Source organism: Bosea sp. 685 (genome assembly GCF_031884435.1).
Lineage (GTDB): Bacteria > Pseudomonadota > Alphaproteobacteria > Rhizobiales > Beijerinckiaceae > Allobosea.
Genome location: NZ_CP134779.1, coordinates 4,380,651 through 4,392,896, shown reverse-complemented (window position 1 = coordinate 4,392,896; position 12,246 = coordinate 4,380,651). Strand labels below are relative to the sequence as shown.

The following is a 12,246-nucleotide window of genomic DNA, read 5'->3' as shown; positions in this document are numbered from 1 at the left end:
GTTCGCAGCGGATCGTGGTATGATGCGGTCGCGAAAGCAGGACGTCACGACGCCAACAACCAGGAGAATGCGATGTACAAATCGATTCTGGTTCCTGTCGATCTCGCCGAGGCCGATCTGGCCGATCCCGCGATCGCCGCGGCTGTTGCCTTCGCCGAAACGTCCGGCGGCACGATCAGGCTGGTCTATGTCCGCTCGCTCGTACCGATCACCTATATGGAGTTCGTGCCGGCCGATTTCGATTCGGAGCAGCAGAGCGACGCCGAGGCGAAGCTCGCCACCATTGCCGCCGCCGTGCCGCTGCCGCCCGAGTTGGTCTCGGCCAAGGTGCTGGTCGGCTCCGTCCATGGCGAGGTTCTGGCCGAGGCCGACGCCAGCGGCGCCGACCTGATCGTCATCGGCTCGCATGAGCCCGGCATCTTGGCCTATGTCATCGGCTCCAACGCCTCGACCATCGTCCGGCGGGCGAAATGCTCTGTCCTGGTCGTGCGGTAGGCGGTTCAGCCCGCCCGTCCTCCGGGCACCAGCTCGTCGGGCACCTCGCCGCTTGTCAGGTCGCGCGGCCGGTTCAGCCTGATCATCGGCCCGACCTGCCAGTACGAGGCCGCCGCCAGCAGCACGCCGAGCCAGCCGGCCGCATACGCGCCCTGCTGGAAGGCGCGCGCGGTGAAATAGGCCAGCATCAGCAGGGACAGCCCGCCGACGAAGGCAAGCGCCAGCCAGAGCGCGAAGGGCTTGCCGGCGACGAAACGGGCCTTGGGGTTGGCGCGCTGGACCTCGCCTGCGAGCGCCGTGACGAAGGCGTGGTAGCCGGCGTCGTCGCGCTCGACATCGGTCAGCGAGCGCCAGGACAGGTTGCCGAAGGTGATGTTCTTGCCGTCGCTGAGGCGCAGCTGCGTCTTGTAGCCCTTCGAGCTGATATTGCCGGGCGCGTAGAAGAAGCGGACCTGCTCGATTGCCGCCAGCCTGACGCGATCGACCTTGCGGGTGGTGTCGATCTCCAGCGCGTCGCCGTCGAGCCTGTAGGCGATCTCGAAACCGATCGGCTTCGGGCGCTGGCGCCAGACCGGGGGAGGGGTGTCGTCGTCATGGTGAGGCTGCATGGCCGCGAGCCTTAGCGGCTTAGCCAGCGCTTGTCTCGACCACCATATCAGGAGACCCTCTGCCGAAGGGGCGCGAGGAACCGCTGGTGGCGGCTCGGGACGGTCACGATTGGAGGCTGCATGGTTGATGGCGGTCCACTCAACGCTGAGACGGAATCGCTTCTTGTGTCGTTACGAGAGCTTGAAGAGCGATTGTTGATGTCTCAGGCTCGCGCTTCGCGGGCGGATGTCATGGCCTTGCTTGCCGACGACTTCGTGGAGTTCGGTCGTTCAGGCCGAATCTACGACAAGTACCAAACGATGGAGGCGCTCGCCGGCGAAACGGATCAAGACGCTTCGGTTGAGCGAACGGCCCGCGATTTCCGCGTTTGCTTGCTCGCCGAGGGCGTAGCGTTACTGACATATCGGTCGATGCGCCGAAGCACAGTCGATGAAATCGAGGTGCATTCGCTTCGAAGCTCGATCTGGAAGTTGATCGACGATAGCTGGCAGATGGTTTTTCATCAGGGAACGCCGACACGTGCTTTTCCATGATGATGGGGGAGGCTAGCGCGCCAGCACCTTCATCGCCCCGTCCAGCCCGTCCAGCGTCAGCGGGAACATGCGGCCGGCCATCAGCCCGCCGATCTGGCGGATCGACTGGGTGTAGCTCCAGAGATGCTGCTGCACCGGGTTGAGCCAGACAGATTTTTGGAAACGTCCCGTCAATCGCTCCAGCCAGACCTGGCCCGCCTCCTCGTTCCAATGCTCGACCGAGCCGCCCGGCATCGCGATCTCATAGGGGCTCATCGAGGCGTCGCCGACGAAGACGACGCGGTAATCGGCCGGATAGGTCCGCAGGATGTCCCAGGTCGGGATGACCTGGTCGTGCCGGCGGCGATTCTCGCGCCAGACCCGCTCATAGGGGCAGTTGTGGAAGTAGAAATGCTCGAAATGCTTGAATTCGGCGCGGGCCGCCGAGAACAGCTCCTCGGCCAGCTCGACATGCCAGTCCATCGAGCCGCCGACATCGAGGAAGAGCAATACCTTCACGGCGTTGCGCCGCTCGGGCCGCAATTTCACGTCGAGATAGCCGTGCCGCGCGGTCTCTGAGATCGTCGAATCGAGGTCGAGCTCTTCGGCTGCGCCGGTGCGGGCGAATTTGCGCAGGCGGCGCAGCGCGATGCGCAGGTTGCGCACGCCAAGCTCGCGGGTGTCGTCGAAATCCTTGAATTCGCGCTTGTCCCAGACCTTCACCGCGCGGAAATTGCGGTTCTTGTCCTGGCCGATACGGACGCCTTCGGGATTGTAGCCATAAGCGCCATAGGGCGAGGTGCCGGCGGTGCCGATCCATTTCGAGCCGCCCTGATGGCGGCCCTTCTGCTCCGCGTGCCGCAGCTTCAGCGTCTCCCAGAGCTTCTCCCAGCCGAGCGCCTCGAGCTGCGCCTTCTCTTCATCGGTGAGGTATTTCTCGGCGAGCTTGCGCAGCCACTCCTCGGGGATGCCGGCCTGCTCGATGGCCTGCTGAAGCGTCTCCATGCCCTTGAAGACCTGGGCGAAGACCTGGTCGAAGCGGTCGAGATGGCGCTCGTCCTTCACCAGGCAACAGCGGGCGAGATAGTAGAACTCCTCGACGCGGTGCTCGGCGAGGTCGGCCTCGACGCCTTCCAGCAGCGCCAGATATTCCCGCAGCGTGACGGGAACCTTGTTGGCGCGCAGCTCTGTGAACAGGCGGAGGAACATCAGGCTAATGTGCGGGGCCGGAGCCTGCGGTCAAGCCGCGCTTGCGCACATCCTGGTGTGATCGCCATAGCCTGGCGACGGGCATCGTTCCCTCCGCCGCCATCTCGGGTCCGGGCGGCGGCGCCGCTGGTCCGGGATGGCGGGGAGGGAAACGATAGATTACGCGACGGCGTCAGCGAGATCCTTGGTCACCTTGAACTTGACGACCGTCTTGGCCGGAACCTTGATCATCGCGCCGGTCGAGGGGTTGCGGGCCTCGCGGGCCTCGCGCTTGGCGGCCGAGAGCTTGCCGACGCCGCCCAGCGTGACGTCGTCACCGGACTTCAGGGTCTTGGCGACGACCGCGCCCAGTGAGGCCAGGATGGCCGAGACGTCGGTCTTGGTCTTGCCGGTCTCTTCGGCAATGGCGGCGATCAGTTCATTCTTGGTCATGAATTCCTCCTTGAGAAGGGGGTTGTACAGCGTCGCGCAAGGCCGAGCGTTCGTACGGGGTTGCTCCCACGGATCGTTGCTCCCGCAATCTGCGGCGCGCGAAGGCGCCAGTTGGCACAGCTAAAATCGAAAGACGACAGCTGTGGCGGTAGATACGCACAGAAATCCGCTTCGTTCCGTTCCCCGTGCGGCTAATGTCGTACGATTCCGGCGCCGCTGCGGCGCGATTGACAAATCAGGGCCGGTTATTTCAAGCTTAAAATAATTAGAAGGGCAGGGGCGGGCAGGCATGAAGGTCATCATCGTCGGGGGCGGGATCGGCGGTTTGACGCTGGCGCTCATGCTGCATGCGCGGGGCTTCACGCCGACCGTCTACGAGCAGTCCGGGGAGATCCGCGAGGTCGGTGTCGGCATCAACACATTGCCGCACGCCATCCGCGAGCTCGCCGAGCTCGGACTGCTGCCGGCGCTTGACGCGGTGGCCATCCGCACGCGCGAACTCGTCTATATGAACCGCTTCGGCCAGACCGTTTGGCGCGAATTGCGCGGCCTGCATGCCGGCGCACCGGTGCCGCAATTCTCGATCCATCGCGGCCGCCTGCAGGGCGTGATCCGCGATGCGGTGGTGGCGCGGCTGGGTGCGGACGCGCTGCGCACCGGCCGCCGCCTGCAGGGTTTTTCGCAGGATGAGGGCGGCGTCACCGCCCATTTCGCCGATTCCCGGCGCGGCGAGGGCGGCGAGACCGCCCGCGCCGATCTCCTGATCGCCGCCGACGGCATCCACTCGGCCGTGCGCGGTCATTATTGCCCCGATCAAGGGCCGCCGCGCTGGAACGGCGTGCAGATGTGGCGCGGCGCCTGCGACTGGCCGCTCTTTCTCGATGGCGAGAGCATGATCATTGCCGGCGGCATGGCGGGGAAGCTGGTGCTCTACCCGATTGCATCAGGCGCGACGCCGCAGACGCGCCTGACCAACTGGGTCGTCAACATCCGAACCGGCGACCCGGCCAAGCCGCCGCCGAAGGAGGCCTGGTCGAAGCCCGGCCGGCTCGAAGACGTGCTGCCCTTCGCCCGGCGCTTCAGCGTGCCCGGCGTCGATATCATGGCGCTGATCCAGGCCTCGCCCGGCTTCTGGGATTATCCGATGTGCGATCGCGATCCGCTGCCGCGCTGGACCCATGGCCGCGTCACGCTGCTCGGCGACGCCGCCCATCCGATGTATCCGGTTGGCTCGAACGGGGCTTCGCAGGCGATCCTCGATGCGCGCTGCCTCGCCGACCTGCTGGTTCGCGCCGAGCATCCGCGCCATGCGCTCGCGGCTTATGAGGCGGTCCGCCTGCCCGCAACCGCCGAGATTGTGGCGATGAACCGCGCTGGCGGCCCCGAGCGCGTCATCGATGCCGTCGAGGCGCTGGCGCCCAATGGCTTCGACGATGTCGAGCGCGTGCTGAGCTACGCCAAGCGCGAGGCGATCGTGAAATCCTATGCCGGGAAGGCGGGGTTTTCCGCCGAACAGCTGCTGAAGCGCGCCTGATCAGCCGAGCTGACGGCGCTTTCGCATGGCGTCGAGCGAAATCGGCGCAACCGGCTGGCATTCCCCCGGCGTCAGGAAGGCGACGCCGACATCGTCTCCGCGACGCCAGCATTGCCGGACGCGGACGCTCTCGTCCCGGTTGGCGATGTCGATCTCGAATGTTTTCGGCAGCGCGATCCAGTCGCTCATGCGGACCAGCGCGCCGGTGTCCGACCAGTTGCGCAGGGTGCAGTCGAGCACCGACTGACGGCCGTTGAAGACGACGCTCGCGCCCCCATGGACCCGGCTGCGCGGCGTTTGACGACGTTCAATCCTCATGGCGCGGTTCCCTTCCCGGACGAAGCCAGACTTCGCCGGCTATCGGTTGCCACCATAATGACGCGGCGTAAGACGCGACGCATGTCATTCTGCGGCTTAAGATTAACCGCGGAAATGGCCGCTCCGGAGCGTTGCCGATGCGCGAGCCTGTTTGCTCACGTTGCATTCGGACGGCTCTGTCCGAATACGAAAAACATGATCGCTTCTAAAAGTTCAGAGCATGGCCTCGACGGAAAAGCCGATACCCACTTTTCGCGCAATGCTTGAACAGCTGCTCAAACGCGCCTGATCCGGTTCAGCCGGCTTCGGTGAGCTGGCGGATGCGGCTCTTGAGGCGGGCATTGTCCTGCTCGCAGTTCTTCAGTCGGCGCGCCATGTCGAGCGGCACCACGCTTTGGCTTTCCGGCTGCGCCTCGAAGGCGACGCCGATGCGCCCGCCATCACGCCAGCGCACCCGGGCGTTGTAGGAGCGCTGGCGCTGGGCGATGTCGAGATCGAAGGCGCCGGGCAGCGCCACGGCGTCGGAGAGCAGGAGCAGCGCGCCCTCGTCTGAGAGGTTGCGGACGAGGCAATCCAGCGTCGAGCGCCGCTGGTTGAAGCAGACCGTGCCGCCCAGCAGAGTACGCAGGCGCGGGTTCTTCCGGCGTTCCGTGGTCGTCATCGCAGGCTTTGATCCAATGGCGTCGTCGTTGCGTATTGCAACCTGAGCGCGATTATGGCGGAAGCCGTAGCGGGGCACAGCCTTAAGCTTTGCTTAACCTTAACGGAGCGCCTTTCGGCGTCTCCGGATAGCGGTGGAGCTTCGATCTCGGGTTCTGGCGATGCCCGGTCATCATGACGTAGCTCCCGGCGGGGCGAAGTCATGTTTTGTCAGATTGGCGGTATCGAGGATGACGCAGAGTTGGTTCCGATCCTTGCCGGACTTCGCGGTAAGGTAACCCCCGTGACGACAATTCATTATTGTCGAAAGGCTTTTCAGGCCGTGTTACGTCACCTGTTGCGGCAGTTCGAGTTGGAGATGGACAATGAAGATTTGGCTGGTGATTGGTGCGCTTCTTGGCGGCGCCGCTACAGCGCAGGCGCAGAGCCCCGGAGATTGGGTGCTCGCACGCTTCAAGAACGGCAACTACTGGTTTCCCGGCGTGCTCCAAAGCGTTTCAGGCGACCGTCTCACGATTCAGTATGACGACGGTGACCGCGAAACGCTCCCGCTCGCCAGCGTGCGCCCTTACAACTGGACGATTGGCAGTCGCGTCGAGTGCAATTTCAAGGGCGGCGGCAAGTGGTTCCCGGGCAAGATCACCTCGCTGGGTGGGAGCGCGCTCGCGATCGATTATGATGATGGCGACAAGGAGCGCACCAAGACGGGGCTTTGCCGCTCAAGCTGACGATTTTCTAGAGCGTTTTTCACACGGCTTGAATCGTCATTGCCAGGCGGCGCAGTCGGCGAAGCAATCCAGGGGCCTCACGCACTCCCCCTGGATTGCTTCGGCTCACGCTCGCAAAGACGGCTTGACGTCGGTGGAAAGCCCCCTGGCCTCGGCCTCGCGGGCTTCACGCGCCTTCGGGCGGCGGCGGCAGGAAGTCGATCTCGTATTTCGCCGCCAAGGCCACGACCTCGGCCGGGTTCTGCTGCGGCATCGAATGGATCGCCCAGAACAGGTCGTAGAGCCGCCCGGTCGGCGCGACCCAGAACAGGCATTTCACCGTCGCCTGGCTCTTGTTGAACAGCCCGTGCGGGACGTTGCGCGGCAGCCGGATCAGGTCGCCGGCGGTGGCGAAGCTCTCCTGCCCGTCGAGCACGAGGTCGAGCCGGCCTTCGAGCAGATAGATGAACTCGTCCTGGGTCGGGTGGATATGGGGCGGCACGAAGGTGCCGGGCGGGAAGGTGGCATGCCAGGAGAACGAATCCTCGCTCAGCGTCTTGGGCACATAGGTCTGGCCCAGGATGTTCCACGAGATGGCATCGATGCCCTCATTGGCCTTGGTCACGCCGGCGGTCAGCGGTTTCATCGGCTTCTCCTTTGCCTTCTAAAAATGCAGGAAGCGGTCCTTGACCGCGCTGTCGCTGCGCAGCTCGTCGCTCGAGCCGCGCCAGACGATGCGGCCTTTTTCCAGCACGACATGCCGGTCGGCGAATTTCGCCAGCGCGTCGACATTCTTGTCGATCACCAGGATGGATTCGCCCTCGGCCTTCAGCGCCGTCAGGCAGGACCAGATCTCCTGCCGGATGATCGGGGCCAGGCCCTCCGTCGCCTCGTCCAAGATGATCAGCTTGGGATTGGTCATCAGCGCCCGGCCGATCGCCAGCATCTGCTGCTCGCCGCCCGAAAGCTGGTTGCCGCGATTGGCGCGGCGCTCCCTCAGGCGCGGGAAGAAATCATAGATCCGGCCGATGTCCCAGCGCGGCTTGCCGAAGCGGCTGGCGGCGGTGGCGATCAGGTTCTCCTCGACCGAGAGCGTCGGGAAGATCTGCCGGCCCTCCGGCACCAGCCCGATGCCGGCCTGCGCGATCCTGAACGGGGCGGCGCCGGTGAGGTCGCGGCCCGCAACGCTGATCCGCCCAGCCTTTGGCGGGATCAGGCCCATGATCGCGCGGATCGTCGTGGTCTTGCCCATGCCGTTGCGGCCGAGCAGCGTCACCACCTCGCCTTCGCCGATGCTGAGGTCGATCCCGAACAGGATCTGCGCCTCGCCATAGCCGGCATCGAGGTTCTCGACGGTCAGCATGGCAGGGCGGCCCCTTCTGTCATTCCGGGGCGGCCCGCAGGGCCGAACCCGGAACCCACGACTGGGTTCGACGATCCGATGGCGTCATGACCAGCAAACCCGGTCGTGGGTTCCGGGTTCTTCGCTATGCGAAGCCCCGGAATGACAGCGGAGGGCCTGCGTGTCGCCATCACCCCTCCTCGCCGAGATAGGCTTCGCGCACGGCGGGGTCGGCCCGCACCATTGCCGGATCGCCCGAGGCGATGACGCGGCCATAGACCAGCACGCTGACCGTGTCGGCGAGCGCGAACACGGCCTCCATGTCATGCTCGACCAGGAGCATGGCGTAGCGCCCCTTGAGGCTCTTGAGCAGGGCGATCAGGCGCTCGCCTTCCTCGCGGCCGACGCCGGCGAGCGGCTCGTCGAGCAGGATCGCGGCAGGCTCCAGCGTCAGCGCCATCGCGATCTCGAGCGCACGCTTCTCGCCATGGGAGAGGCGGCCCGCCAGCACATGGGCGCGCTCAGCGAGCCCGACGGCTTCGATCGCCGCCCAGGCGGGCCGGTTCAGGCTCTCGTCACGCGCGGCGTTGCGGAAGAGCGCGAGCGGATGGCTGGCGCGCGCCTGTACGCTGAGCGCGACATTCTCCAGCACCGAGAGCGAGGCGATGGTCGAGGTGATCTGGAAGGTCCGGGCGAGGCCGGCGCGCGCCCGCTTCTCGGGCGTGAAGCCGGTGATCTCGGCGCCGCGAAAGCGGATGCTGCCGGCATCGGGCCGCAGCATGCCGGAAATCTGGTGGACGAGCGTGGTCTTGCCGGCACCGTTGGGGCCGATCAGAGCGTGCAATTCGCCGGGTGCGAGCAAGAGATCGACCCCGTCGGTGACCTTCAGCGCGCCGAAGGCCTTCCTGACGCCGCTGAGCGCAAGCACCGGCTCAGTCATCGCGCCTGCCCCCGAGCTTGCCGATGATGCCGACCAGGCCGCCGCGCGTGAACAGCACGAAGAGCACGATCAGCGGTCCGAAGATCACCCGCCAATGCTCGGTCCAGCCCGACAGCACGTCCTCGGCGAAGAGATAGGCCAGCGCCCCGATGATCGCGCCATGCAGGCTTCCGACGCCGCCGAGCACCACCATGAAGATGAGCTCGCCCGAGCGCTGCCAGGAGATGAAGGCGGGGCTGACGAAATCGGTCTGGTTGGCGAGCAGGAAGCCGGAGAGGCCCGCGATCATGCCCGAGATGACATAGGCGATCAGGCGGATGCGGCCGACATCGTAGCCGGTCACCGTGACCCGCGTCGCGTTCTCGCGTGCGGCGCGCAAAGCCCGGCCGAAACGCGAGGCGACGATGGTGCTGATCAGCAGATAGCAGCCGGCAAGCGTCGCCAGCGTGACGTAGTAGAACGATGTCCGGTTGGCGAAGGGCTTGAAGCCGGCGAGCGTGCTGCGTTCATAGAGCGTCAGCCCGTCATCGCCGCCATAGGCCGAGAGCGCCTGCGCCAGGAAATAGGCCATCTGGCCGAAGGCCAGCGTGATCATGATGAAGGCGACGCCGCGCGTCCGCAGCGAGACGGCGCCGGTGATCGCCGCAAAAAGCGCACAGGCCGCGAGGATGACCGGCAGGATCAGCAGCGCCTCGCTGCGCCCCTCGGTGATCATGATCCCGGTGGCATAGGCGCCGATGCCGATGAAGGCGGCATGGCCGAAGGAGACGAGCCCGCCGACGCCGAGGATGAGATCGAGCGAGAGCGCGGCGATGGCGAAGATCAGCGCGCGCGTCACCAGCGTCAGCCAATGCGCGGGCAAGCCGAGCGAGACCGCAAGCGGCATGGCGGCCAGCGCCAGGAACAGCACGATGGCGACGACTGGCCGCCGGCGCGGTGGCGCGGCCGGCCGGGCGGCCTCGGCAAGGGCGGGCCGGATACTGGCAAACTCGGCGCTCATGAGCGGCCCTTGGCCGGCAGCAGGCCCTCGGGCCGCACGAACAGCACGATCGCCATGACGAGATAGATCAGCATCGAGGAGAGTGCAGCCCCCGTCGCTCGGGCCGAAGGCGCGCTCATGAACAGGCGCAGGAGATCGTTCATGAAGGAGCGGCCAAGCGTGTCGACGAGGCCGACGATCAAGGCGCCCACGAACGCCCCGCGGATCGAGCCGATGCCGCCGACCACGATGACGACGAAGGCGAGGATGAGCACCGTGTCGCCCATGCCGGGTTCGACGGAGAGGATGGGCGCCGCCATCGCGCCGGCAAAGCCCGCAAGCATGGTCCCGAAGGCGAAGACGATCATGAACAATTTGCGGATGTCGACGCCGAGCGCCGAGACCATCGAGGCATTGGAGGCGCCGGCCCGCAGCAGCATGCCGGTGCGCGTCTTCTCGACGATGAACCAGAGCAGTCCGCCGACCGCGAGCCCCGAGCCGATCAAGGCGACGCGATAGACGGGATAGAGGATGCCATCCATCAGCCGGATCGAGCCGGTCAGGAATTCCGGCACCGGCACCGAGAGCGGGGCCGCACCCCAGATGATCTTGACGCCCTGGTTGAGCAGCAGGATCAGCCCGAAGGTGGCGAGCACCTGGTCGAGATGGTCGCGCTCGTAGAGATGGCGGAAGACCAGGAATTCGAGCGCGAGCCCGATCAGCAGGGCGGCCGCCAGCGCCAGCGCCAGCCCGAGCACGAAGCTGCCGGTCAGCCCGACGAAGGTCACGGCGAGATAGGCGCCGAGCATGTACTGCACGCCATGCGCCAGGTTGATGAAGTCCATCACCCCGAAGACGAGCGTCAGCCCCGCCGCGACCAGGAACAGCAGGATGCCGAACTGGAGCCCGTTGAGGATCTGGACGATGAGGAGGCTGGTGGTCATGGGTCTCCGCGATCGCCTGTTCGTAAAGGCGCGGGGAACCCTCTCCCGGAGGGAGAGGGCAGGGTGAGGGGTAGGCCGTTTGACCAGTCAGGCTGGCGCTGACCGCGCACCTTGGTTCAGGCTGACGATTTCGGGCCAGCACCTCACCCCTGCCGCTCTCCTTGCAGGAGAGGGGTTCCCCGCGGTTCGCTTGGCTTACTTAAGCGCGCAATCCTTGGCATGCGGGTCGGCGTAGTCCGTGAACACCTTCTGGGCGATCTCGGTCTGGAACTTGCCGTCCGGGCGCTTGGCGACCTTGACCAGGTAGAAGTCCTGGATCGGGTAGCCATTGGTGTTGAACTTGAACTTGCCGCGCAGCGAGGTGAAATCGGCCTTCTTGATCGCGGCGCGCAGCTTGTCCTTGTCGGCGGTGCCGCCGGTCGCCTTGACGGCGGAGTCGATCAGCAGCGCGGCGTCATAGGCCTGCTGGGCATAGGAGCCGGGCACGATCTTGTAGGCCGCCTCATAGGCGCTGACGAAGGCCTTGGTCTGCGGGTTGTCCATGTTGGGCGCCCAGGTCATGCCGCCGAAGAGGCCGACCGCCGCGTCCTGCTGCGCCGGCAGCGTCGATTCATCGACGGTGAAGGCCGAGAGGAACGGGATCTTGCCCTGCAGGCCGGCCTGCGACCACTGCTTGACGAAGTTGACGCCGAGCCCGCCGGGCAGGAAGGCGAAGACGACATCGGGCTTGGTCGAGGCGATCTTGGCGAGGTCGGAGGCGAAGTCCATCGAGGTCAGGGGTGCATAGACCTCATCGACGATCTCGCCCTTGAAGTAGTTCTTGAAGCCGGCGAGCGAGTCCTTCCCGGCCTGGTAGTTCGGCGCGATGATATAGGCGCGCTTGTAGCCTTGGTCCTGCGCGTATTTGCCCAGCACCTCATGGACCTGGTCGTTCTGGTAGGAGGTCACGAAGAAGTTCTGGTTGCAGGCCTTGCCGGCCATGGTCGAGGGGCCGGCATTGGGGCTGATCAGGAAGGCGCCGGAATCGAGCACCGGCTTGGCGATGGCGCCGAGAATGTTCGAGAACACCGGGCCGACGACGAAATCGACCTTGCCGCTGTCGACGAAGGCCTTGACCTTGCCGACCGCGACATCGGGCTTGAGCTCGTCGTCGATCACGGTGATCTGCACAGGTATGCCGCCGAGCTTGCCGCCCTTCTGGTCGACCGCGAGCTGGAAGCCGTCGCGGACCTGCTGGCCGAGCGCGGCCGCGGGGCCGGTCAGCACGCTGACCACGCCGATCTTGATCGGCTCCTGCGCCTGGGCGCTGGCCGCGCCCAGCGCGAGCAGGCCGACGCTGAGCGAAAGCGCGAATTTGAGTGTCATGTCCGATGTCCTCCCGGGACGAACGAGAAAGCGACGGCGCGGCAGGGGACCCTCACCCTCTCCACCACGCGCCGCAGGCATATTGCACGCGACGAAGGCATATTGTTTCAAGCTTAAAATATCTGCAAGGGGTTCAAGGCGAAGAATTTTCGCGGGCTGTCATCCCGTGCGCGCTGCGGCGCGAAGTGCCGCTGCGCAGA

General features: G+C 65.6%; 15 protein-coding genes. 4 read left to right on the top strand and 11 right to left on the bottom strand.

Going from position 1 to position 12,246, the window contains the following annotated elements; all coding sequences use genetic code 11:
* Positions 1-72: 72 nt before the first annotated feature.
* Entirely contained in the window at positions 73-495 is a 423-nt protein-coding gene (locus RMR04_RS21675) for a universal stress protein (protein WP_311910453.1), read from the top strand.
* Positions 496-500: 5 nt separating this feature from the next.
* Here the strand turns inward: RMR04_RS21675 and RMR04_RS21670 are convergent, their stop codons facing one another.
* On the bottom strand, positions 501-1,103 hold the full coding sequence (locus RMR04_RS21670) for a hypothetical protein (protein WP_311910452.1): 603 nt from the start codon (positions 1,101-1,103) through the stop codon (positions 501-503).
* A 120-nt stretch (positions 1,104-1,223) separates the two neighbouring features.
* On the opposite strand from RMR04_RS21670, the gene RMR04_RS21665 reads away from it, so the two are divergent.
* On the top strand, positions 1,224-1,637 hold the full coding sequence (locus RMR04_RS21665; protein ID WP_311910450.1) for a nuclear transport factor 2 family protein: 414 nt from the start codon (positions 1,224-1,226) through the stop codon (positions 1,635-1,637).
* A gap of 12 nt (positions 1,638-1,649) precedes the next feature.
* Here RMR04_RS21665 and RMR04_RS21660 read toward each other — a convergent pair whose 3' ends face one another.
* Both RMR04_RS21660 and RMR04_RS21655 read right to left on the bottom strand, forming a co-directional pair.
* Complete coding sequence (locus RMR04_RS21660) at positions 1,650-2,825, bottom strand: vWA domain-containing protein (RefSeq protein WP_311910449.1); 1,176 nt, start codon at positions 2,823-2,825, stop codon at positions 1,650-1,652.
* Positions 2,826-2,984: 159 nt separating this feature from the next.
* Positions 2,985-3,287: an HU family DNA-binding protein gene (locus tag RMR04_RS21655; RefSeq protein WP_311915903.1), complete on the bottom strand. Its 303-nt coding sequence runs from the start codon at positions 3,285-3,287 to the stop codon at positions 2,985-2,987.
* A 259-nt stretch (positions 3,288-3,546) separates the two neighbouring features.
* Between RMR04_RS21655 and RMR04_RS21650 the strand changes: the two genes are divergently transcribed.
* Entirely contained in the window at positions 3,547-4,791 is a 1,245-nt protein-coding gene (locus RMR04_RS21650) for a flavin-dependent oxidoreductase (protein WP_311910448.1), read from the top strand.
* Here RMR04_RS21650 and RMR04_RS21645 read toward each other — a convergent pair whose 3' ends face one another.
* Complete coding sequence (locus RMR04_RS21645) at positions 4,792-5,109, bottom strand: PilZ domain-containing protein (RefSeq protein ID WP_311910447.1); 318 nt, start codon at positions 5,107-5,109, stop codon at positions 4,792-4,794.
* Positions 5,110-5,404: 295 nt separating this feature from the next.
* Positions 5,405-5,770, bottom strand: coding sequence for a PilZ domain-containing protein (locus RMR04_RS21640; protein ID WP_311910446.1), 366 nt, complete (start codon positions 5,768-5,770; stop codon positions 5,405-5,407).
* Positions 5,771-6,134: 364 nt separating this feature from the next.
* Here RMR04_RS21640 and RMR04_RS21635 point away from each other — a divergent pair, with 364 nt between their 5' ends.
* Positions 6,135-6,497: a tudor domain-containing protein gene (locus tag RMR04_RS21635; RefSeq protein WP_311910445.1), complete on the top strand. Its 363-nt coding sequence runs from the start codon at positions 6,135-6,137 to the stop codon at positions 6,495-6,497.
* A 166-nt stretch (positions 6,498-6,663) separates the two neighbouring features.
* On the opposite strand, the gene RMR04_RS21630 is transcribed toward RMR04_RS21635, so the two are convergent.
* From RMR04_RS21630 to RMR04_RS21605, 6 genes are all read right to left on the bottom strand, one after another.
* A complete protein-coding gene (locus tag RMR04_RS21630) occupies positions 6,664-7,122 on the bottom strand; it encodes a cupin domain-containing protein (protein ID WP_311910444.1) in 459 nt (152 codons plus the stop codon).
* Between the two features lie 18 nt (positions 7,123-7,140).
* Entirely contained in the window at positions 7,141-7,839 is a 699-nt protein-coding gene (locus tag RMR04_RS21625; protein WP_311910443.1) for an ABC transporter ATP-binding protein, read from the bottom strand.
* Between the two features lie 169 nt (positions 7,840-8,008).
* The gene (locus tag RMR04_RS21620; protein ID WP_311910442.1) at positions 8,009-8,758 is read right to left on the bottom strand and encodes an ABC transporter ATP-binding protein; all 750 of its coding nucleotides are present in this window, start codon (positions 8,756-8,758) and stop codon (positions 8,009-8,011) included.
* Complete coding sequence (locus RMR04_RS21615; protein ID WP_311910441.1) at positions 8,751-9,758, bottom strand: branched-chain amino acid ABC transporter permease; 1,008 nt, start codon at positions 9,756-9,758, stop codon at positions 8,751-8,753. The genes RMR04_RS21620 and RMR04_RS21615 overlap by 8 nt, the downstream gene beginning before the upstream one ends.
* On the bottom strand, positions 9,755-10,681 hold the full coding sequence (locus RMR04_RS21610) for a branched-chain amino acid ABC transporter permease (RefSeq protein WP_311910440.1): 927 nt from the start codon (positions 10,679-10,681) through the stop codon (positions 9,755-9,757). Before RMR04_RS21610 ends, RMR04_RS21615 begins: the two co-directional genes overlap by 4 nt.
* A 195-nt stretch (positions 10,682-10,876) precedes the next feature.
* Complete coding sequence (locus RMR04_RS21605) at positions 10,877-12,046, bottom strand: ABC transporter substrate-binding protein (protein WP_311910439.1); 1,170 nt, start codon at positions 12,044-12,046, stop codon at positions 10,877-10,879.
* Positions 12,047-12,246: the final 200 nt, after the last annotated feature.